Annotated in this window: 18 protein-coding genes; 9 read left to right on the plus strand and 9 right to left on the minus strand. The window is 64.0% G+C overall.

The features are described from left to right. Positions 1-110: 110 nt before the first annotated feature. From ccmE to ACOHWE_RS03290, 5 genes are all read right to left on the minus strand, one after another. On the minus strand, positions 111-554 hold the full coding sequence (gene ccmE, locus ACOHWE_RS03270) for a cytochrome c maturation protein CcmE (protein ID WP_420664075.1): 444 nt from the start codon (positions 552-554) through the stop codon (positions 111-113). A gap of 41 nt (positions 555-595) precedes the next feature. Beyond that, the gene (gene argC / locus ACOHWE_RS03275) at positions 596-1,624 is read right to left on the minus strand and encodes an N-acetyl-gamma-glutamyl-phosphate reductase (protein WP_420664076.1); all 1,029 of its coding nucleotides are present in this window, start codon (positions 1,622-1,624) and stop codon (positions 596-598) included. 114 nt (positions 1,625-1,738) lie between these two features. Further along, positions 1,739-2,548 (minus strand): glutamate racemase, encoded by an 810-nt coding sequence (locus ACOHWE_RS03280; RefSeq protein WP_420664077.1) that lies wholly within the window; start codon positions 2,546-2,548, stop codon positions 1,739-1,741. A gap of 70 nt (positions 2,549-2,618) precedes the next feature. Then, positions 2,619-3,575 (minus strand): lysophospholipid acyltransferase family protein, encoded by a 957-nt coding sequence (locus ACOHWE_RS03285; RefSeq protein ID WP_420664078.1) that lies wholly within the window; start codon positions 3,573-3,575, stop codon positions 2,619-2,621. A 307-nt stretch (positions 3,576-3,882) separates the two neighbouring features. Continuing rightward, positions 3,883-7,305, minus strand: a complete 3,423-nt coding sequence (locus ACOHWE_RS03290; RefSeq protein ID WP_420664079.1) for an indolepyruvate ferredoxin oxidoreductase family protein — start codon at positions 7,303-7,305, stop codon at positions 3,883-3,885. A 170-nt stretch (positions 7,306-7,475) separates the two neighbouring features. On the opposite strand from ACOHWE_RS03290, the gene ACOHWE_RS03295 reads away from it, so the two are divergent. The 6 genes from ACOHWE_RS03295 (at position 7,476) to grxD (ending at position 12,948) form a co-directional block, all read left to right on the plus strand. After that, positions 7,476-8,384, plus strand: coding sequence for a LysR family transcriptional regulator (locus tag ACOHWE_RS03295; RefSeq protein ID WP_420664081.1), 909 nt, complete (start codon positions 7,476-7,478; stop codon positions 8,382-8,384). Between the two features lie 726 nt (positions 8,385-9,110). Next, positions 9,111-11,276, plus strand: a complete 2,166-nt coding sequence (gene purL, locus ACOHWE_RS03300; protein WP_420664082.1) for a phosphoribosylformylglycinamidine synthase subunit PurL — start codon at positions 9,111-9,113, stop codon at positions 11,274-11,276. A gap of 88 nt (positions 11,277-11,364) precedes the next feature. Further along, the gene (locus tag ACOHWE_RS03305) at positions 11,365-11,937 is read left to right on the plus strand and encodes a hypothetical protein (RefSeq protein WP_420664083.1); all 573 of its coding nucleotides are present in this window, start codon (positions 11,365-11,367) and stop codon (positions 11,935-11,937) included. A 63-nt stretch (positions 11,938-12,000) separates the two neighbouring features. Further along, positions 12,001-12,237, plus strand: a complete 237-nt coding sequence (locus ACOHWE_RS03310; protein WP_420664085.1) for a BolA/IbaG family iron-sulfur metabolism protein — start codon at positions 12,001-12,003, stop codon at positions 12,235-12,237. Positions 12,238-12,243: 6 nt separating this feature from the next. Next, entirely contained in the window at positions 12,244-12,477 is a 234-nt protein-coding gene (locus tag ACOHWE_RS03315) for a hypothetical protein (RefSeq protein WP_420664087.1), read from the plus strand. Between the two features lie 105 nt (positions 12,478-12,582). Then, positions 12,583-12,948 (plus strand): Grx4 family monothiol glutaredoxin, encoded by a 366-nt coding sequence (gene grxD, locus ACOHWE_RS03320; protein ID WP_420664088.1) that lies wholly within the window; start codon positions 12,583-12,585, stop codon positions 12,946-12,948. Positions 12,949-13,325: 377 nt separating this feature from the next. Here grxD and ACOHWE_RS03325 read toward each other — a convergent pair whose 3' ends face one another. Both ACOHWE_RS03325 and ACOHWE_RS03330 read right to left on the minus strand, forming a co-directional pair. Further along, positions 13,326-13,730: a cell division protein ZapA gene (locus ACOHWE_RS03325; RefSeq protein WP_420664089.1), complete on the minus strand. Its 405-nt coding sequence runs from the start codon at positions 13,728-13,730 to the stop codon at positions 13,326-13,328. Beyond that, entirely contained in the window at positions 13,730-14,659 is a 930-nt protein-coding gene (locus ACOHWE_RS03330; protein WP_420664090.1) for a coiled-coil domain-containing protein, read from the minus strand. Before ACOHWE_RS03330 ends, ACOHWE_RS03325 begins: the two co-directional genes overlap by 1 nt. Positions 14,660-14,926: 267 nt before the next feature. Here ACOHWE_RS03330 and tkt point away from each other — a divergent pair, with 267 nt between their 5' ends. Next, complete coding sequence (tkt, locus tag ACOHWE_RS03335; protein ID WP_420664091.1) at positions 14,927-16,948, plus strand: transketolase; 2,022 nt, start codon at positions 14,927-14,929, stop codon at positions 16,946-16,948. A 503-nt stretch (positions 16,949-17,451) separates the two neighbouring features. On the opposite strand, the gene ACOHWE_RS03340 is transcribed toward tkt, so the two are convergent. Next, entirely contained in the window at positions 17,452-18,423 is a 972-nt protein-coding gene (locus ACOHWE_RS03340) for a DUF808 domain-containing protein (RefSeq protein ID WP_420664092.1), read from the minus strand. A 231-nt stretch (positions 18,424-18,654) separates the two neighbouring features. Between ACOHWE_RS03340 and gap the strand changes: the two genes are divergently transcribed. Beyond that, positions 18,655-19,656 carry a type I glyceraldehyde-3-phosphate dehydrogenase gene (gene gap / locus ACOHWE_RS03345; protein ID WP_420664094.1) on the plus strand — a complete coding sequence of 334 codons (1,002 nt, stop codon included), beginning with the start codon at positions 18,655-18,657 and terminating at the stop codon, positions 19,654-19,656. Positions 19,657-19,735: 79 nt separating this feature from the next. Beyond that, positions 19,736-19,879 (plus strand): hypothetical protein, encoded by a 144-nt coding sequence (locus tag ACOHWE_RS03350; RefSeq protein WP_420664096.1) that lies wholly within the window; start codon positions 19,736-19,738, stop codon positions 19,877-19,879. Between the two features lie 291 nt (positions 19,880-20,170). Here the strand turns inward: ACOHWE_RS03350 and coaD are convergent, their stop codons facing one another. After that, positions 20,171-20,665, minus strand: a complete 495-nt coding sequence (gene coaD, locus ACOHWE_RS03355; protein ID WP_420664098.1) for a pantetheine-phosphate adenylyltransferase — start codon at positions 20,663-20,665, stop codon at positions 20,171-20,173. Between the last annotated feature and the right edge of the window lie 37 nt (positions 20,666-20,702).

Below are 20,702 nucleotides of genomic sequence, written 5' to 3' on the forward strand. Positions count from 1 at the left end.
GCGGCAACACGGCGTATGAAGACGATCTGATGGCCGGTCCGCCAGATGCTGCAAACCCCGCAGGATGGCAGTCCCGCGGGGCCCTTTTCGACAAAATCAAAGCGGCAGTGTCAGCTTTCGGGCTCCTTGTAGACCCCTTGCTCCTTCAGCGCGTCCATTACTTCCTTGGGCATATAAGTTTCGTCGTGTTTTGCAAGGATTTCAGAGGCTTCAAACACGCCGTTCACGTAGCGACCGGTACCCACCATGCCCTGATTTTCCTCGAACAGGTCGGGAAGCACGCCGGTATAGGCGACAGGCACAGTGGCACCGCCATCCGTCACCGCAAAGCGCACGGTCTCGCCCTGGCCGCGCTGTATGCTGCCTTCCTCGACCAGCCCGCCGATGCGGAAAACCTCTTCCGGCGCGGGCGGCGCCTCCATCACCTGGCTGGGCGAGCGGAAATAATTGATGCCGTCGCGCATGGCGTAGCCGATCAGCACCGTCGCAACCGTCAGCGCCAGAGCGGCCACGGCGATGACCTGGATCCGGCGCTGTTTCTTCAGGTTCTTCATCACATCCTCTTCAGCACCCTGGCGGCGCCCCCTGCCCCGGCTTACGGGAACAGCGGCGCCATCATCAGGCCCAGGGTTTCCTCTTCACCTAACATCAGGTTGGCGTTCTGCAAGGCCTGGCCGCTGCTGCCTTTGGTCAGGTTGTCCAGCGCGGCAAAGACGATGGCGCGGCCGTCGATCCGGTCGGCGGCAACGCCAATGTGGCAGAAGTTCGAGCCGCGCACATCATGGGTCGAGGGCGCGGCGCCAAAGGGCAGAAGCTCGATGAAGGGCTCATCGGCATAGGCTTTTGCAAAGGTGTCGTAAATCGCCTGCGCATCGCCCCTCACGTAGACGGTCGCGAGGATGCCGCGGTTCGCGGGAATCAGATGCGGGGTGAACTGCACTTTCACCGGGCGGCCCGCCAGCTTGCTGAATTCCTGGTCGAATTCGCCGAGGTGCCGGTGGGTGCCGCCGATGGCATAGGGGTTGCAGCCCTCGCTCAGCTCCGCATGCAGGAGGTTTTCCTTCAGCGCGCGCCCGGCGCCGGAGACCGCACATTTCAGGTCGAGAATGATCTCATCCAGGTCAATCACCCCGGCAGAGATCAGCGGCCGCAGCGCAAACTGCCCGGTGGCCGCGTTGCAGCCGGTGCCCGCCACCAGCCGCGCGGCGCGGATCTCGTCACGGTAAAACTCGCTCAGCCCGTAGACCGCCTCTTCCTGCTGCGCCAGCGCCGCATGCGGGTTGCCGTACCATTTCTCGTATTCGGCCGGGTCGCGCAGGCGGAAATCAGCAGAAAGGTCGACGATCTTCAGATCCTTTGGCAGCCGGGCAATCACTTCCTGGCTGGTTTTGTGCGGCAGCGCGCAAAAGCAGAGGTCGATGCCGGAGAAGTCGATCTCGCCAATGGTGCAAAGCGTGGGCAGCTCCATGTGGCGAAGGTGCGGGAAGACCCCAGCCATCTCCATGCCCGCCTTGCGCTCGGCCGCCAGGGCCGCGATTTCGATGTTGGGGTGTCCTGCGATCAGCCGCACCAGTTCGGCGCCGGTGTAGCCGGAGGCTCCAAGGATGGCCACTTTATGGGTCATGTCCGACCTCGTCTTTCAATGTGATATGCTGGTTCCGCAATCATTTGCGGACGGCGATAAGGGGATACGCGGGCCTGTGCCTTGACCTGAAGCAATCTCAGGTCCCTTGTGCGTTCAGGCCGCCTGAAAGGTGATTTCCCGTCGAAGGAACTGCGTCGCGCGGTCCCCAACGCGGGCCGGGTTGCCGGTGGTGAAAAAGCCGCCGGTGCCGTTTCCATGCATGTCCGGATGCCGCTGCAGGTAATCGGCGAGACTGTCGGCGACGAGGTCACCCTGGCTGAACACCTTGACCTCCGGGCCAAGGGCAGCCTGGAAAACATCCTGCATCAGCGGATAATGGGTGCAGCCGAGGACGGCTGCTTCAGGATGCGGCATCTTGCGCTTCAGCGCCTCCACATGGCTGCGCACCAGCGCTTCGGCCAGAATCATGTCGCCTTCCTCGATCGCATCGACGACGCCTCCGCAGCTCTGCGCCTCCACATCGACGCCGATGGCGCGGAACGCCAGTTCCCTCTGAAAGGCGCGGCTGGCAACGGTGGCAGGAGTGGCAAACAGCGCCACGTGCTTGACCGCGACTTCGCGCGGCGGAGAGTTGTCGCCCCACCGCCGCTCGGTCAGCGCCTCGATCAGCGGCACAAAGACTCCCAGCACGCGCTTGCCCTTGGGCAGTCCGCCCTCCTGCATCCGCCTGAGCGCAGCGGCGGACGCCGTGTTGCAGGCGAGGATCACCAGGTCGCAGCCCTTGTCCCACATGTTGCGGACCGCCGCCGACGTCAGCTGGTAGACATCCTCGGCATCCCGCACGCCATAGGGCGCATGGGCGTTGTCGCCGTAATAAAGGAAGTTCACATCCGGCAGACGTTTCTGCGCGGCATTCAGAACGGTCAGGCCGCCAAGGCCTGAATCAAAGATTCCTACAGCCATAAAGCTCTCTCACGCGCGGTAGTGGGGCCCGGCCCCCTGCTCAGGGTGCGGGCGGTGCTCGAAACAGCTATTACGTGGCTTTGCCGGATAAATCCACGCCTTTCGCCTGACACGGCGCCGCAGCCGCACATACAGCGCGCGAGGGGTCTCCGGCCCGGTGCTTCGCCTCGAATTCGAAGCCAAGCATTTCAGGGTCCATTGGCTCGGGCGCAAGCGCATAAGTCGCCTGTCGAAGGCAGGTCATTATCATCCGCGCATCGCCTGCCAGCGGGTCCAGAACGTCGCGGCCGATAGGCTCGCCCACCACCACCCGCACCGGAGATCCGACGCGGGTCCTGAATTCCTTGATCAGAAGCCCCATCCGCAGGGTCGTGTGCAGATGGCTCGCGATCTGGAACAGCCGCGAGGTGTGGCCGTCGAAATAGACCGGCACCGCCACGGCATTCGACTTGGCCAGCATGCGCGCGGTGAAGCTGCGCCAGCCCGGGTCCATCGGTCTCGAGAAAGGCCTGGCTGCGGTCGACACGGTTCCGCCAGGGAATATCCCGACGGCGCCGCCCTGACCGAGGTACTCGAGCGCGGTCCTGCGGGTCTCAATGTTGGTGCGCAGCGCCTCCTTGGTTCCGGCAAAATCCACCGGCAAGACAACCCGGTTCAATTCCCCGGCGTTGCGGAACACCTGATGCGCGAGAATGCGGAAGTCACCCCGGGCCTGCTGCAGCATATGGCCCATCATCAGACCGTCGAGAATGCCGTAAGGGTGGTTGGCGACCAGCACCACCGGCCCGTTCCGCGGGATGTTCTGAAGCGAGCCTGCCAGCACTTCCAGTGTAAGCCCGTAGCGCTCCATTATCACCGACCAGAAGTCGCGGCCTTGCGCCAATTCCACGTCATAGCCCTTCGCCCGTCTGATCAGCCCCAGGCGGCCGGTTGCGTTTTCCATCAGCCGGATCATGAGGCGCCCGCCGCGGCTTTCGGCAGCATCGGCATAGGAAATGTCGCGGGCGGTGTGGTGATGAGCTGTCATGCGCCAGTCTCCGTCGGCGGTTCAGTTCCCCGGGGATGGGGAGCGCAGCGCAGCCTAGCGGATTCCTGTAACAGCGCCATTACGGCGCAGGCGAGGATATCCCGACGAGGGCACTGCGCTTGGCTGGCACCCGGGGCATTGCCCCGGACTCCGGGGTATTTCCGGTCAGAAAGTACCCAGGACCAACAGCCGCAAGCGTGGCAGCGCCGCGCCAAGGCGCGGCGCCCGGGCCAACGGGCTGGAGGCAATTCGTGATTGCCGGAAGGAGGGCGGGAGTGGACCGCCCGTCCTTAACACGCGGGGCGGCTTATTCGGCCGCTTTGTTAACGGCTGCGCCAGGGTTGCGCAGGGTGGCGAGCAGCTCTTCGCGGCGTTTTGCGGCCTTCTGCTCGTTGGCCATCTTCACCGGACCGAAGCCGCGGATCTGCAGCGGCAGCTCGGCCAGCGCCACCAGGGGCTCGAGGATCTCGGGCCGCGCCTTGGGCAGCCATTCGGCCATGTCGGCCTCATACTGCTTGATCAGCGCGCGCTCCATCCTGCGCTCTTCGGTGTAGCCGAAAATGTCGAGCGGCGTGCCGCGCAGGCCCTTGAACTTTGCCAGAAGCCGCAGCCAGCGCTCCATCCCGGGGCCGAACTTGCGCTTTTTCGGGCGGCCGTTCGGATCCTTGCCGCCGAGGATCGGCGGGGCGAGGTTGAAGGAGATTTTCAGGTCGCCCTCGAACTCGGCTTCCGCCTTCTCCCGGCTCGACAGAAGCAGGCGCGCCACCTCGTATTCGTCTTTGTAGGACAAAAGCTTGTGGTAGCCCTTCGCCACCGCTTCCTTCAGCGCCGTGTTCTCTATACCTTCCAGCATCTTCATGTAGCGTTTTGCCAGCCCCTTGCCCTGGTAGGCAATGAGTTGATCTCGGCGGAATTCGATCTTCTGATCCAGGGACTTGGGCAGCTCGACCACTGCCTTCGGCGCGATGAGCTTCTCCGCATCCGCCGGGTGCAGCACCGCCCAGCGGCCGATCTCGAAGGCGCGGAGGTTCTTCTCCACCGCGGCACCATTGAGCTCGATAGCTTCCTGGATCGCCTCAAGGCTCACCGGTACCAGGCCGCGCTGCCAGGCACCGCCGAAGACCATCATGTTGGAGAAGATCGAATCGCCCATCGTGGCACGCGCCAGCTCGGACGCGTCAAACAGCGCCAGCCGGTCGCGCAGCCGCGCCTCCAGCGCCACCTGCAGCCGGTCGGTGGGCAGGTTGAACTCGGTGTTGCGGGTGAACTCGCCGGTGATGATCTCGTGGCTGTTCACCACCGCGCCGGTCTGGCCGGTGGCGGTGAGGCCAAGGGTCTTGGCGCCCGCGCTCACCACCAGGTCGCCGCCGATCAGCGCGTGTGCTTCGCCCGTGGCCACGCGGATGGCCGAGATGTCCTCGGGCTTCTCCGCGATTCGGCAATGGATGTGGACCGCGCCGCCCTTCTGGGCGAGACCTGCCATTTCCATCAGGCCTGCGCCCTTGCCGTCGATCTGCGCCGCCTGCGCCAGAACCGCACCGATGGTCACGACGCCGGTGCCGCCGACGCCGGTGATCACCACGTTGTGGGTGCCGTCGATCTGCGGCAGTTCGGGCATCGGCAGGTCCGGCAGCTCCAGGCTGGCGGTCGCCTCCTTGCGGATCTTCGCGCCTTCCACTGTCAGGAACGACGGGCAGAAGCCGTTCAGGCAGGAGAAGTCCTTGTTGCAGGACGACTGGTCGATCGCCCGCTTTCGGCCAAGCTCGGTGTCCTTCGGCACGATCGAGACACAGTTCGACTGCACGCCGCAATCACCGCAGCCTTCACAGACGTCGCTGTTGATGAAGACGCGCTGGTCCGGGTCCGGGAACAAACCCTTCTTGCGGCGGCGGCGCTTCTCGGCCGCGCAGGTCTGGATGTAGATGATGGCGGAGACGCCCTCGACCTCTTCGAACTCGCGCTGGATGTTCATCATCTCGGCGCGCTCATGCATCCGCATGCCGGCCGGGAACAGCTTGGGGTCGACGTCCTCTTTCTCGTCATAGACCACGGCGATGGTCTTCACGCCCATCGCGGTCAGCTCATGCGCGATCTGATGCGCGGTAAGCCCGCCTTCGGCCTGCTGGCCACCGGTCATCGCCACCGCGTCATTATAGAGGATCTTGTAGGTGATGTTGGTGCCCTCAGCCAGCGCTGCCCGGATCGCCATCACGCCCGAGTGGTTGTATGTGCCATCACCGAGGTTCTGGAACACGTGCTTGCGCTTGGAGAACGGCGCTTCGCCGATCCAATTCGCGCCCTCGCCGCCCATGTGAGTGAAACCGGTGGTCTCGCGGTCCATCCACTGCACCATGAAGTGGCAGCCAATGCCGGCGTAGGCGCGCGCGCCCTCGGGCAGCTTGGTCGAGGTGTTGTGCGGGCAGCCCGAGCAGAAATAGGGCAGCCGGGTGGCGATTTCCTCGGCGTTGTCAGCGCGGCGCGCCTCGTCGAGCTTGGCCATGCCTGCGCGGATCGCCTCGGTCTCGCGGCCCTCCTCGATCAGGATGCCGCCGAGCTTTTCGGCAATCATCACCGGGTCGAGCGCATAGCGGGTCGGGAACAGCTCCTCGCGGTGCATGCCGCCCGCGCCGCCCTTGTACCAGCCGTAGACGCGGCGGCCCTGGCGGTCGTCGAACAGCGCTTCCTTGATCTGGATCTCGATCAGCTTGCGCTTTTCCTCGACCACCACGATCAGATCCAGCCCTTCGGCCCAGTCGTGGAAGCCCTTCATGTCCATCGGCCAGGTCTGGCCCACCTTGTAGGTGGTGATGCCAAGCCGCTCGGCCATATTCTCGTCGATGTTCAGAAGCTTCAGCGCATGCACCAGGTCGAGCCAGTTCTTGCCCGCGGCAACCAGTCCGATCTTGGCGCCGGGCTTGCCCCAAACGCGCTTGTCCATTTTGTTGGCATGGCTGAAGGCCTCGGCGGCAAAGCGCTTGTAGTCGATGATCCGGTCTTCCTGGCGGAAGCGGTCATCGCCGAGGCGGATGTTGAGGCCGTCGGCCGGCATGTCGAATTTCGGCGTCACCAGCTGCATCCGCTCCGGGCGCGCATCGACGACCGAGGTCACCTCGATGGTGTCTTTCATCGTCTTGAGGCCGACCCAGAGCCCCGAGAACCGGCTGAGCGCATAGCCGTAGATGCCGTAATCCAGGATCTCCTGCACGCCTGCCGGGCTCACGATCGGCAGGTAGCAGTCCAGGAGCGACCACTCGGACTGGTGCAGCACCGTGGAGCTTTCCCCGGTGTGGTCGTCGCCCATCGCCAGCAGAACGCCGCCGTGTTTCGAGGTGCCCGCCATGTTGGCGTGGCGGATCGCATCGCCGGACCGGTCGACGCCCGGGCCCTTGCCGTACCACAGGCCGAAAACGCCGTCATACTTGCCCTCGCCGCGCAGCTCGGCCTGCTGCGAGCCCCAGAGCGCGGTGACCGCAAGGTCCTCGTTCAGCCCGAACTGGAAGGTGACGTCGGCCGCCTTCAGGTGCTTCTCGGCGCGGCTCATCTGCAGGTCCACCGCTCCCAGCGGCGAGCCGCGGTAGCCGGTGACCAGCCCTGCCGTGTTCAGCCCCGCGGCCACGTCGCGGTGCTTCTGCATCAGCATCAGGCGGACCAGCGCCTGGGTGCCGTTCAGCATCACCGGGGATTTGCTCAGGTCGTACTTGTCAGTGAGCGAGATCTTTTGCGTGCCCATCCGGTCCTCCTCAACCATTGGATTAGCTTGCTGTGCTTAGCGGCATAATAGGTCATAACTACTGACCTGCATAGCCGGTTTTTTTCGCTTTTCTCTCGCTTGCGCCCATAGAATTGGTACATACCTATGATTTCATCAGATCTGACCCGCAGGCACGGAAAGTAACGTATATGGATTGGGACAAGCTCAGAATATTTCACGCGGTAGCGGATGCGGGCAGCCTGACCCATGCCGGCGATACGCTCAACCTCTCACAATCGGCCGTCAGCCGCCAAATCCGCGCGCTGGAAGAGAGCTTTAACGCCACCCTGTTCCACCGCCACGCCCGGGGGCTGATTCTGACCGAGCAGGGCGAACTTCTGTTTGATGCCACCAAATCCATGTCGGCGCGGCTGGAAGCGGCCTCCGCCCGCATCCGCGACAGCGAGGAAGAGGTTTTTGGAGAGCTGCGCGTCACGACCACCGTGGGCTTCGGCACCCTGTGGCTGGCGCCGCGGCTGACCAAGCTCTACGAGCAATACCCGCACCTGAAGATCGACCTGATGCTGGAGGAACGGGTCTTGGATCTGCCCATGCGCGAGGCCGACGTGGCGATCCGCATGAAGGAGCCGAGCCAGGCCGACCTCGTGCGCAAGCGGCTGATGACGGTGCAGATGAAGCTCTACGCCACCAGCGCATATCTGGAGAAGAACGGAACGCCGGAGCGGATCGAGGACATCGCGCATCACCGGCTGATCTGCCAGAATCAGCGCGCCGCCCAAGTCGGCTCTGCCGCAGTGCTGGGCCAGACGCTGATGACCCACAACCCGGCGTCGCTTTTGACGGTGAACAACTATTTCGGCGTGCTTCAGGGGGTGCTCAATGATCTCGGGATCGGCATCCTGCCCGACTACGTGACCGAGGATTTCCCCGAACTGGTCGAGGTGCTGCCCAAGGACGATGATTCCGGCGCGGTGCCTGTATACCTCGCCTACCCCGAAGAGCTGCGCCACTCCCAGCGTGTCGGGGCATTCCGCGATTTCGTCCAGAACGAAATCATTGCGCACCGCAAGCACATGAAGGAACTGGGCCGGCTGTAGGCCGCGGCGGCCATTCCGGGGCTTCCGGGCCAGATGCGGATCAGCCGCCTTCCGGCCAATAGCCGCAGCACTCGCGCCATGCTTGCGCCGCCGCCTTGCGCCGCGCAGGCTCAGGCCTTCCTGGCAGCGCCTTGCCTGCCTGCAAGGGGCGCGCTGTGGGACCCGGCACAGAGCCATGCAAATTCCGCATAGCAGCATTGAGCCTCATTTCTTGTTAATCCCCTTGAAGGGGCATTCGCATCACCCTAAATGGTCCTCATGAAGGCGGCGGCAGCTGCCCCCCTTCATACCTCCCTGTTGGACTTCGGCCGAGCTTAGTGCTCGGCCTTTTTTTTTGGCCAGCTGCCTGGCATGTGCTGGCTTTCTGGCGTTGGGGTTCCCGGCCCTCGTGCCCGCTGCGTTTTGCCTGGCATAAACGTCTGCCGCCGTCACCCGGCTTCTGGCCGTTGCCCGCGTCAAAGCCCGCAACTGTATGGAATTTCGCCACTTCCAAGGGACTCTTGCCCGTTTTCACGGCACCCTTCGCATCCCGTGACCCGCCGCGCGCCAGCGCGGCGCCCGCCCCAACGGGGGCCGCTGTGCCTTTCACAGCTTGCGCCCCGGGCGGGAGCACGCCCCTCTCGCCGCCGCGCCACACCGGCAATTGAACGCACTGGAATTTCCCTTCCCCCGCGCCCCGCCTTGGCCTACAAGGCCCGCAATCGCAGCCATTGGGGACGAATACGGATGCAGGAACCCGCCATCACGCCGGAACTGATTGCCAATCACGGGCTCAAGCCCGAGGAATACGACCTGATCCTCGACATCATCGGGCGGGAGCCGACCTTCACCGAGCTCGGGATCTTCTCGGCGATGTGGAACGAGCACTGCTCCTACAAATCCTCCAAGAAATGGCTGCGGACTCTGCCGACCGAAGGCCCGCAGGTGATCTGCGGCCCGGGCGAAAACGCCGGCATCGTGGACATCGGCGACGGCGACGCGGTTGTCTTCAAGATGGAGAGCCACAACCACCCCTCCTACATCGAACCCTACCAAGGTGCCGCCACGGGTGTTGGCGGCATTTTGCGTGATGTCTTCACCATGGGCGCGCGCCCCATCGCCTCGATGAATGCGCTGTCTTTCGGTGAGCCCTCCCACCACAAGACCCGCCAGCTGGTGAACGGCGTGGTCGAAGGCATCGGCGGTTATGGCAACTGCTTCGGTGTTCCCTGCGTCGGCGGAGAAGTGCGCTTCCATCCCGCCTACAACGGCAACTGCCTGGTCAATGCCTTTGCCGCAGGCCTCGCACGCACCGACGGCATCTTCTACTCCGCCGCTTCCGGCGTTGGCATGCCGGTGGTGTACCTCGGCGCCAAGACCGGTCGGGACGGCGTTGGCGGCGCCACCATGGCCTCGGCCGAGTTCGACGACACCATCGAGGAAAAGCGCCCCACCGTCCAGGTTGGCGACCCCTTCACTGAAAAGCGCCTGATGGAAGCCACGCTGGAGCTGATGCAGACCGGCGCGGTGATCTCGATTCAGGACATGGGTGCTGCGGGCCTCACCTGCTCCGCTGTGGAGATGGGCGACAAGGGCGGCCTCGGCGTGCGGCTGGACCTCGAGAAGGTACCGCAGCGCGAAGAGAACATGACCGCCTACGAGATGATGCTTTCCGAGTCCCAGGAGCGCATGCTGATGGTGCTGAAGCCCGAGCTGGAAGCCGAGGCCAAGGCGGTGTTCGAGAAATGGGATCTCGACTTCGCCATCGTCGGCGAGACCATCGCAGAGGACCGCTTTCTGATCCTGCACAACGGCGAGGTGAAGGCGGACCTGGTTCTGTCGAAACTCTCCTCCACCGCGCCGGAATACGACCGCCCCTGGGTGGAGATCACCCCGCCCGAGGCGCTCACGGACGAAGACGTGCCCACCATCGACCCGATCGACGGGCTGAAAGCGCTGATCTCCTCGCCGAACTATGCGGGCAAGCAGTGGGTCTATGAGCAATACGACACCACCGTGATGGGCGACACCGCCCGCCGCCCCGGCGCGGGCTCCGGCATCGTGCGGGTGCATGGCACGGATAAAAAGCTCGCCTTCACCTCCGACGTGACTCCGCGCTACGTCAAGGCAAACCCCTTCGAAGGCGGCAAGCAGGCGGTGGCCGAAGCCTACCGCAATCTCTCAGCCGTGGGTGCCAAGCCCCTGGCAACAACGGATAATCTCAACTTCGGCAATCCCGAGAAGCCAGAGATCATGGGCCAGTTCGTCGGCGCCATCAAGGGCATCGGCGAGGCGGTTGCGGCGCTCGACATGCCGATCGTTTCCGGCAACGTGTCGCTATACAATGAGACCGACGGCCAGGCGATCCTGCCCACCCCAACCATCGGTGCCGTTGGGCTGATTGCGGCGGGCGAAGAGCCGATCACCGGCGAGGCGCGCGACGGCCACGTGGCGCTGCTCATCGGTGAAACGCAAGGCCACCTGGGCCAGTCCGCACTGCTCGCCGAGGTCTTCAACCGCGAGGACGGCGACGCGCCGCACGTCGACCTGGAAGCCGAGAAGCGCAACGGCGATTTCATCCGTGCCAACCGCGAGCTGATCAAGGCCTGCACCGACCTCAGCGACGGCGGCCTTGCCCTCGCCGCCTTCGAGCTGGCCGAGGAAGCAGGCGTCGGCGTGCAGATCGACGCGGGCGACACCCCGACCGTCTTTGGCGAGGATCAGGCCCGTTACCTGGTGGCCTGCAATTTCGACCAGGCCGAGGCGCTGATGCTCGCCGCGGGCCAGGCTGGGGTACCGATCGCCTCGGTCGGCAAGTTCGGCGGCGACACGGTAAAGATCGGCGGTTCGGAAGCGCCGCTGGCTGAGCTGTCGGAGATCTTCCGCTCCAGCTTTGCCGCCGCCGTCGCCTGACGGCCGTTTGCCGCACGGCCGGCACTCACTACACTCACGGGCGGGATGGCATGGCTATCCCGCCCAACTGCCCGAAGGTGACCCCGCCTTGACGACACCCGCGCGCACAGACAGTCGAAGTTTCAACGGCTGCGGCCCTGATGTCCGCCTGCCCGAGCTGACCGAGGATTGCAGCCGCTGCGCCGCCCTCTGCTGCCTGGCCTATCCCTTCGAAGAACATGAAGACTTCGGCCTTCTTAAGGACGCCGACACCCCGTGCCCCAATCTGGGCGGGGATTTCCTTTGCACCATCCACGACAATCTCGCCAAATGCGGTTTTGGCGGCTGTGTTGCCTATTCCTGCGCGGGCGCGGGCCAGCGTGTGACGCTGGAGTTGTTCGGCGGCGAGACCTGGCGCGACGACGAGGACCTGCTGCCCCATATGACCCACGCCCTGCGCGTGCTGCGCCCGATCCACGAGGCGCTTCTGGTTCTGCAGGACGCCGCCGCCCTGCCCCTGCCCGCGGTCTTGCACGCCCGCGGCGCGGCGCTCACACGGGCGCTCTGTCCCGAGAACCCTACCTCAGTCTGGGATTTCGAGGAAAGCGCCGTGCAGGAGGCGCTCGCCAGCCTTCCGGACTTCGTTGAATCCGTGGCGCCATACGCGCAAGGCGCTTCCTGATCCTGCTTGCACAGCCCCCGGCCGAGGCTTACATTTTTGGAAACAGACAAAGGACTTCCCCGCATGCCCATGCAAGCCCACGAAATCGAAGAACTGCTGCGCGAAGCCTTTCCCGAGGCGAAGATCCAGGTCGGCGGCACCGACGGGGTGCATATGTCGGCGATGGTGGTTGACGAAAGCTTCCGCGGCAAGAACCGCGTCCAGCAGCAGCGCGCCGTTTATGCCGCGCTGAAAGGCAAGATGGACGGCCCCGACGGCGAGCTGCACGCGCTCGCGCTGACCACCAAGGCGCCGGAGTAACCTCCCATGTCCCTGTTCGCCTCCATCCTGGTGCTCGGCATTGTGGTCATGGCGGCCGTTGCCGCGGTCGTCTCCCAGCGCCGCCGCCCGCTGGAGGAGGATGACAGCGACCCGGACTACCACACGCTGCACTCCGACTATCAGTCGGGCATGGGCGGCGGTTCGGTCCGAACCTGGAAAGTTCCCAAGGACCCGCAGGAATACGCCCGCTTCTTCGTGCCCCGGAACAAGCTGAAATAACACGGCACCAATCCCGGCGCGTACCCGGGCGGATTTGCAAAACCCGCCGGATTGCCTATATGACGGCCAACGCAAACGGCCCAGCTGCCGAAAGGAAATGATTAAATGACCGACGCAAAGACCCGCATCGACGAAACCGTCAAGAACAACGACGTCGTTCTCTACATGAAGGGCACCAAGGAAATGCCGCAGTGCGGCTTCTCTTCGCGCGTGGCGGGGGTGCTGAACTACATCGGCGTGGACTACACCGATGTGAACGTGCTGGCAGATGAAGAGATCCGCCAGGGCATTAAGGATTACTCCGACTGGCCGACCATCCCGCAGCTCTACGTTAAGGGCGAGTTCGTCGGCGGCTGCGACATCATCACCGAGATGACCCTGTCGGGCGAGCTGGACGGCATGTTCGAACAGAACGGCATCGCCTTCAACAAGGAAGCCGCCGACAAGATCCGCGAAGCCAACAACGGCTGAGCCGGCCTCCGGACCGGTCAGACAGGAAAGGCGCCCGCTGGGGCGCCTTTCTCGTTTCAGGTTCCGGCGAATTGAGCGGTTGCCGCAGCGCACGCCATCCCGGCGCCGCAAGCATCAAGCCGCGCAATACTGGCGCGTGCGGGGGCGTCCGGGGGCGATACGAACGGTCGTGACTGGCAATTTATCCCACCCAAGTCCGCGCTCCCTCCCGGGGAACCGCCAGGCCTCAGCCAAATCCCCGACCTGCGCGTGGGCGCGCGCCGGCGATGCGCGGCGGCCCCACGGCCTCGTCCCGCGCAGCCACGCCACTAAAGCGGGCGGAACCGCCTTCAGCGGCTGGTGCGGACACTCCCATAATGAGGGTGTGACGCGCCCCCCTATTCCGTCCGCGCCGCGGCCTTTTCTTCGATTTGCTGGGCTAACGCCTCGGTGCGGGCGGCGAGCTCGGCCAGGGTCTCGGTTACCTGCGGCGGCACCACCGGCACCTCGATGCGCTCGGGCTCCGGCGGCGGGGCATCGCGCAGCGCGGCGAGTTCCTGCTCGCGCTCTGCCAGAATCGCTTCGAGCTCCTTGTTCCGCTCTTCCACTGCGGTAGTCTTGTCCGCCAGCATCAGCCCTGCCATCAACAGCATCCGCGCCTCCGGCATGCGGCCGATCTGGTCCGACAGCACCTGAGCTTCATCGTCCAGCATCTTGGCGGCTGAGTGCAGGTAGCTCTCCTCGCCTTCCTGGCAGGAAACCTCAAAGCCACGGCCGCCAATATGGATGGTCACTTCCGGCATCAAACTTCCTCTCCCTCTGGCAGGTTGCGGGCATTGGCCAGAAGCGGCTCGAGCTTTGCCAGCACGGCGTTGACCTGGGCCTGGTCGCTGGCCTGAGCCGCACGCAGCCCCTCGATTTCGGCTTCCATAGAGGCGTTGATCAGGCTGGCATCGCCGACGCCTTCGGCATTGGCAGCGCGCAGTGCAGTATTGGAGGCGCGCAGCTCTTCGTTGGCCTGGCGCAGCTGCTGTAACTCGCTGTCGAGCCGGATCAGCATTTCGTTCTGGCGGGCAAGTTCGGCGTCCACGTCCTGCCTCGAAGCCGCGGCCAGCTCCGAATCCCCAGCCTGCGCGGCCTGCACCTGCTGCTGCGCCTGAGCCAAGGCAGATTCCGCGGTTTCCAGCTGTTCGCGCAACGCGGCGACTTCGGCATCCGGCGCTCCATTGCCACCCGCCGTGCCGACGGCGGCGGAAAGTTCTTCAATCTGCCGTTTCAAATCGGAATTTTCAGCCTGAGCCTCCGCAAGCCGGTCCTCCAGCGCCTCACGCTCGCTGGCGGCGCCGTTTGCCGCGGCTTCCATCTCGGCCTTCAGGCGCTTGACCTCGGCCCTGAGCGCCTGTTTCTCGGCTGGGTCGCCGGCCTCGTTGCGCAGAAGCTGCAGCTCTGCTTGCAGCGCCGCCATTTCACTGCCGGAGCCGCCGCCCGCCTTGCCTTCTGCTTCCTTGAGACGCGCGTTCAGCAGCTTCAGCCGTTCCTCGAGCTGGGCATTGGCAAGGCGTTCCTCCTCCAGCTCCTGCTCCAGTTCGGCGTTGCCTGCACCGTTGCTCACGGCGGTTTCCGCTGCGCGGGCCACCTCGGCCGCACGCGCGGCCTCCAGCGCCCTGGTGCCGGCGCCAATCCGCTCCAGCGCGGCCTGGATGCGGCCTTGCAACTCTTCAATCTGGTTCATGCCTGTCCCTCACCCGTCCGCCTGTTTCCGCGTTGTTCGTTTCGGCCGGTCTTCGCGAATCGCAGGCCCCGGGCCGGGTCCGGTCCGGGGCGCCAATTCATGAATAAAACACCCCTCCTTGCCTTTCAACCACTTGCCCGCGGTCCTTCGCGCAGTATCGCAAGGATTGGCGCCGCAGTGCTTGATCTTTGCGGCGCCGCTGGTATTCAGCGCACCGAAGGCGCTAACGCCCTAACCGATCGCCAGAAACGCCAAAGGATATTCCCCGTGGACCTGACCGCCCTGCGCACCGCAAACCCCGACCATTGGAACAAGGCCGCCGCCATCCGCGCTCTGGCGCTGGACGCCGTTGCTGCCGCCAATTCCGGGCATACCGGCATGCCGATCGGCATGGCCGATGTAGCCACGGTGCTGTTTGAAAAGCACCTCAAATTCGACGTATCCACCCCCGCATGGCCCGACCGCGACCGCTTCATCCTGTCGGCAGGCCACGGCTCGATGCTGATCTATGCACTGCTGTATCTTGCGGGCGACAAGCAGGTCACTCTCGACCAGATCAAGAACTTCCGCCAGACCGGCGCAATCACCGCGGGCCACCCCGAAAACTTCCTGATCGACGCGGTCGAGACCACCACTGGCCCGCTTGGCCAGGGCATTGCCAACGCCGTGGGCTTCGCCATGGCCGAGGAAATGCAGCGCGCGCATTACGGCAAGAAGGTCGTGGATCACCACACCTACGTGATCGCCGGTGACGGCTGCCTGATGGAAGGCATCAGCCAGGAGGCCATCGGCCTTGCCGGCCGCCACCAGCTCGGCAAGCTGATCGTGTTCTGGGACAACAACAACATCACCATCGACGGCACCGTTGACCTGTCCGACCGCACCAACCAGGTCCAGCGTTTCAAGGCGTCGGGCTGGCACGTGCAGGAAATCGACGGCCACGACCCCAAGGCGATCGACGAGGCCATCGAGGCAGCAAAGAAGTCCAAGAAGCCGTCGATGATTGCCTGCAAGACCCACATTGCCCTCGGCCATGCTGCGCAGGACACCTCCAAGGGCCATGGCGCGCTGACCGACAAGGACCAGCTTCAGGCTGCGAAGGACGCCTACGGCTGGACCGGCGGCCCCTTTGAGATTCCGGCGGACATCAAGTCCCAGTGGGAAGAGATCGGCACCCGCGGCAAGTCCGAGCGCGAAGCCTGGGAAGCCCGCTTTGCCGAGCTGTCGCAGCAGAAGCAGGACCGTTTCAACCGCGCCTATGCGCTGGAAGCGCCCAAGAAACTCTCCGCCGCGATCAAGGCGCTGAAGAAGCAGGTGAGCGAGGAACAGCCCAAGGTCGCGACCCGCAAGTCCTCGGAAATGGCGCTGGCGGTGATCAACCCCCTGATGCCGGAAACCGTGGGCGGCTCGGCCGACCTCACCGGCTCCAACAACACCAAGACCTCCGACCTCGGCGTCTTTGACGTCGACAACCGCAAGGGCCGCTACATCTACTGGGGCATCCGCGAGCACGGCATGGCCGCGGCGATCAACGGCATGGCGCTGCACGGCGGCATGCGCCCCTATGGCGGCACCTTCTTCTGCTTCACCGACTATGCCCGCCCGGCCATGCGCCTCGCTGCGCTGTCCAAGATCCCCTCGGTCTTCGTGATGACGCATGACTCGATCGGCGTCGGCGAAGACGGCCCGACCCACCAGCCGGTCGAGCATCTGGCGATCTGCCGCGCGACCCCGAACACCTATGTGTTCCGCCCGGCCGACACGGTGGAAACCGCCGAAGCCTGGGAAATCGCCATCACCTCCAAGGAAACTCCTTCGGTGCTGGCGCTGACCCGTCAGAACCTGCCGACCGTGCGGACCGAGCACAAGCTCAATAACATGGTGGAAAAAGGCGCCTACGTGCTGGCCGAAGCCGAGAACAAGCGCCAGGTTATCCTGATCGCCACCGGCTCCGAGGTCTCCGTCGCGATGGAAGCCAAGGCCAAACTGGAAGCCGAAGGCATCGGCACCCGCGTGGTGTCCATGCCCTGCATGGAGCTGTTTGCCGCGCAGGACGAAGCCTACCGCCGCAAGGTCCTGCCCGCAGGCCCGGTGCGTGTCGGCATCGAGGCGGCCGTGCGCGACGGCGGCTGGGACCGCTGGCTGCTGGGCGAGCGCGGCCAGGAGAAGAAAGCCGGTTTCGTCGGCATGGACCGCTTCGGCGCCTCCGCCCCCGCAGGCGAGCTGTTCGAGCGCTTCGGCATCACCGCCGAGGGCACCGTCGCCAAGGTGAAAGAGCTGCTGGGCTGAAGCCTCAGATTGATAAAATAGTAAAGGGCACCCAAGTGGGTGCCCTTATTCATTCGAACAATCATTGTGCGGGGCAAATCTGCCGATGTCGTGTCATTGAAATGCACCCAATGTCCGGTATTCATATACACTGTTGGTTGCGCCAAAGCACTAGCAGGACGACTTATCTATGCCCGAACTAGCTATTAAGAAATTGGATCAAGAATTCCTCCTGAGACTGCTAAGAGGTCACTCAGCGCAGGACCTTTCGGTCACTGATCTCATTCACCGATTTCACCCTCGCTCAACAAGTCATCCCAACACCCTTTTGCTAGTTTAAGCGAGCAAGAGCTTGAGATTATCGTCGATACCCTCGGTGACATTCTCGCTTCTTCGGGTTTTAGTCAACCCGATGAACCGAATGGGCTAGGCTATCGTGTTGAAGCGTACATAGACATCTTTTTGGAGCCGATGCACACGTAGAGACACGCCGATGAGCTCCAATCAGACAGATGTTAGTTTTCTCAATGATCTGTCTTCTTCCCACCAAACATACCCAAAATCGGCATGATGACCTTGGTCGCCAGCGGGATCAGCACCAGCCCCAGCGCCAAGCCCAACACGCCGTCCATCGCCGCCTTGGCGGTCCACTCGGCAAAGCCCTCCCAGGCGGCAGGCACCGCGTGGCCAACCGCATAGGCCCAGTCGTGGATGTGGTGCCCCAGCCAGCCAAAGCCCAGCACCTCCAGCCCGTGGATGATGATGGAGCCGCCGACCCACAGCATCGCCGCGGTGCCGACCACTGACAGGATCTTCATCAGTACCGGCATGAACTTCACCAGCCAGCGCCCCAGCCCGCGGCCCAGGGAAGTATGGGCGTTCTGCGCCAGGAACAGTCCCACATCGTCCATCTTCACAATCAACGCCACCGATCCGTAAACCGCCAGAGTGACGCCGATGGCGACCACCGCCAATGTCGCCGCCTGCATCCAGACATTCGGCGCCTCGATCGCGGCGAGGGAGATGGTCATGATCTCGGCCGAAAGGATAAAGTCGGTCTTGATCGCGCCCTTCACCTTCTGCTCTTCGAGGTGGCCCGGATCCTTAACGCTCATGTCTTCGTCGATCGCGTGGCTCGCATGCGGGAACAGCACGTGGAAGATCTTCTCCGCCCCCTCGAAACACAGGTAGGCGCCGCCCAGCATCAGCAGCGGTGTAATCAGCCAGGGTGCGAAGTTGGCCAGAAGCATGGCAACCGGCAGCAGCAGGATCAGCTTGTTGAACAGTGAGCCGCGGGTGATGCGCCAGATCACCGGCAGTTCGCGCGCCGGCGCAAAACCCTGCAGGTACTTCGGCGTTACTGCGGCATCGTCGATGATGACGCCAGCCGTCTTGGCCCCGGCCTTGCCCGCCGCTGCCGCCACATCGTCGACCGAGGCTGCCGCTACTTTGGCTATCCCTGCCACGTCATCCAGAAGCGCCAGCAAACCGCTCATGCCAAATCCCTCAACCCTGTTCGCGTTTGTTAGGCAATCTGCCCGCTTCCGCCGCAAGGCACAAGCGTTAGCGCCACCGCGTATTTCCGTTATCGCCACCGAGCGGAATCGTTAGCGCCACCGTCAACTTTTTGCGCTAACAGTTTCATATAATGGGGCTTTTTCCTCTTTAGACCCCACAGGCGGCGGGCTATATGGCGGCAAAGGAATTGCTCGCTTGGAGACCAGCTCATGACCATCAAAGTCGGGATCAACGGTTTCGGCCGCATCGGCCGCTGCACCCTGTCGCACATCGCCGCCTCTGGCCGTGACGACATTGAGGTGATCAAGGTGAACGCAACCGGCCCGCTGGAAACCGCGGCGCATCTGATCAAATACGACTCCGTGCATGGCCGGTTCCCGGGCGAAGTCAGCATCGGCGAAGGCACCATGAACCTCGGCCGCGGCGACATGCAGATGTTCTCCACCTACGACATGAACGCGCTGGACTGGTCCGGCTGCGACGTGGTGCTGGAATGCACCGGCAAGTTCAACGACGGCGAGAAGGCCAAAGCCCATCTGGACCGCGGCGCCAAGAAGGTGCTGCTGTCGGCCCCCGGCAAGAACGTCGACAAGACCATCGTCTTCGGTGTCAACGACGGTGAGCTGCGCGCTTCCGACCGGATGATCTCCAACGGTTCCTGCACCACAAACTGTCTGGCCCCCCTGGCCAAGGTGCTGGACGAGGCCTTCGGCATCGAGCATGGCATCATGACCACCATCCACGCCTATACTGGCGACCAGCCGACCTTGGACCGCCGCCACGACGACCTCTACCGCGCCCGTGCCGCCGCCATGTCGATGATCCCGACCACCACCGGTGCTGCCAAAGCTCTGGGCGAGGTTCTGCCCAACCTGAAGGGCCGCCTCGACGGCTCCGCAATCCGGGTCCCGACGCCGAATGTCTCCGCCGTGGACCTCACCTTCCGCGCAGCGCGCGATGTCACTGCCGATCAGATCAACGCTGCCATGAAGGAAGCCGCCAGCGGACCGATGAAGGGCGTGCTTGGCTACGAGCCCGCGCCGCTGGTCTCCACCGATTTCAACCACAGCAGCGAAAGCTCGATCTTCGCGCCGGACCAGACACGTGTCGTCGATGGCCGCATGGTTCGGGTGCTGGCCTGGTACGACAACGAATGGGGCTTCTCGGTGCGCATGGCCGATGTGGCCGTCGCCATGGGTAAACTGGGCTGAGATACACCCTGCCCCTTGAGACCGCGCGCCCGCTCAGGTTATCTGAGCGGACGTTTTATTTCCTTGCGGCGGAGCCTCGATGACCAACCGGATCGCCCTCACCCTGGCGCTGCTCCTGGCCGCGGCGGCCGCGATTGACGTGCTGCTCTTCGGCGACCGGCACCTGGTGTTCCTAGGTAAGAAGCTGTTTGCGCTGATCCACTGGACTGCCTTCTGGCGCTAGACCGCGACGCCCGCCCGGGCTTCTGTATTGGTGAACTGCACGCCGCGTCGCCAAATTCGCCGCCAGCGCGGCACAAGGCCGATAATCCGCCGCGGATCGGCAGTGCTCGCGCTCGCTGGCGCTAACCCACGGTTTGCGGTTTGAGTGGCGGATAGATCCTCGCAGCGGATCAGAACGGTATGGGCAGACCTCCGGTAAAATACCGGCGCGCCAGCCCCGGCCCGCGCGTGCCCGGCAAGCACAGATCCGGGGCCGCAGGACCCCAGCTGTGCTTCACCACTGTATCAGGTATCAACCGGCAAACCGGGCTTTGAGCGCCTGATTCACCTCTGGGCTCACGAACTTCGACACATCGCCGCCCAGCCGGGCAATTTCCTTCACCAGCTTGGAGGCCACCGCCTGGTGCCGCGCTTCGGCCATCAGGAAGACGGTCTCGATCGAGCTGTCGAGCACGCGGTTCATACCAACCATCTGAAATTCATACTCGAAATCGGCAACGGCGCGCAGGCCGCGCACGATGATCTGTGCACCGACGTCGCGGGCGCAATCGATCAGGAGGTTCTCGAAGGGATGCACCACGATTTCGGTGCCGGTCTCGGCGCTGAGCTTGGCGCATTCCGCCTCGATCATCGCTACCCGTTCCTCCAGCGGGAACAAGGGCCCCTTGTCGCGGTTGATCGCGACTCCGATGACCAGCTTATCGACCAGGGCACAGGCCCTGCGGATGATGTCGGCGTGCCCGATGGTGATCGGATCAAAGGTGCCGGGATAAAGACCCACGCGCATGGGCGGCCTCCTGCCATGTCAAAATTTCGCGCAGGCA

Source organism: Cribrihabitans neustonicus (assembly GCF_048820895.1).
Classification (GTDB): Bacteria; Pseudomonadota; Alphaproteobacteria; order Rhodobacterales; family Rhodobacteraceae; genus Cribrihabitans_A; species Cribrihabitans_A neustonicus.

What these genes read in the sequence shown, in the direction of transcription:
- ccmE (WP_420664075.1), bottom strand. Translation starts at nt 554, where the DNA reads ATGAAGAACCTGAAGAAACAGCGCCGGATCCAGGTCATCGCCGTGGCC.
- argC (WP_420664076.1), bottom strand. Translation starts at nt 1,624, where the DNA reads ATGACCCATAAAGTGGCCATCCTTGGAGCCTCCGGCTACACCGGCGCC.
- ACOHWE_RS03280 (WP_420664077.1), bottom strand. Translation starts at nt 2,548, where the DNA reads ATGGCTGTAGGAATCTTTGATTCAGGCCTTGGCGGCCTGACCGTTCTG.
- ACOHWE_RS03285 (WP_420664078.1), bottom strand. Translation starts at nt 3,575, where the DNA reads ATGACAGCTCATCACCACACCGCCCGCGACATTTCCTATGCCGATGCT.
- ACOHWE_RS03290 (WP_420664079.1), bottom strand. Translation starts at nt 7,305, where the DNA reads ATGGGCACGCAAAAGATCTCGCTCACTGACAAGTACGACCTGAGCAAA.
- ACOHWE_RS03295 (WP_420664081.1), top strand. Translation starts at nt 7,476, where the DNA reads ATGGATTGGGACAAGCTCAGAATATTTCACGCGGTAGCGGATGCGGGC.
- purL (WP_420664082.1), top strand. Translation starts at nt 9,111, where the DNA reads ATGCAGGAACCCGCCATCACGCCGGAACTGATTGCCAATCACGGGCTC.
- ACOHWE_RS03310 (WP_420664085.1), top strand. Translation starts at nt 12,001, where the DNA reads ATGCCCATGCAAGCCCACGAAATCGAAGAACTGCTGCGCGAAGCCTTT.
- ACOHWE_RS03315 (WP_420664087.1), top strand. Translation starts at nt 12,244, where the DNA reads ATGTCCCTGTTCGCCTCCATCCTGGTGCTCGGCATTGTGGTCATGGCG.
- grxD (WP_420664088.1), top strand. Translation starts at nt 12,583, where the DNA reads ATGACCGACGCAAAGACCCGCATCGACGAAACCGTCAAGAACAACGAC.
- ACOHWE_RS03325 (WP_420664089.1), bottom strand. Translation starts at nt 13,730, where the DNA reads ATGCCGGAAGTGACCATCCATATTGGCGGCCGTGGCTTTGAGGTTTCC.
- ACOHWE_RS03330 (WP_420664090.1), bottom strand. Translation starts at nt 14,659, where the DNA reads ATGAACCAGATTGAAGAGTTGCAAGGCCGCATCCAGGCCGCGCTGGAG.
- ACOHWE_RS03340 (WP_420664092.1), bottom strand. Translation starts at nt 18,423, where the DNA reads ATGAGCGGTTTGCTGGCGCTTCTGGATGACGTGGCAGGGATAGCCAAA.
- gap (WP_420664094.1), top strand. Translation starts at nt 18,655, where the DNA reads ATGACCATCAAAGTCGGGATCAACGGTTTCGGCCGCATCGGCCGCTGC.
- ACOHWE_RS03350 (WP_420664096.1), top strand. Translation starts at nt 19,736, where the DNA reads ATGACCAACCGGATCGCCCTCACCCTGGCGCTGCTCCTGGCCGCGGCG.
- coaD (WP_420664098.1), bottom strand. Translation starts at nt 20,665, where the DNA reads ATGCGCGTGGGTCTTTATCCCGGCACCTTTGATCCGATCACCATCGGG.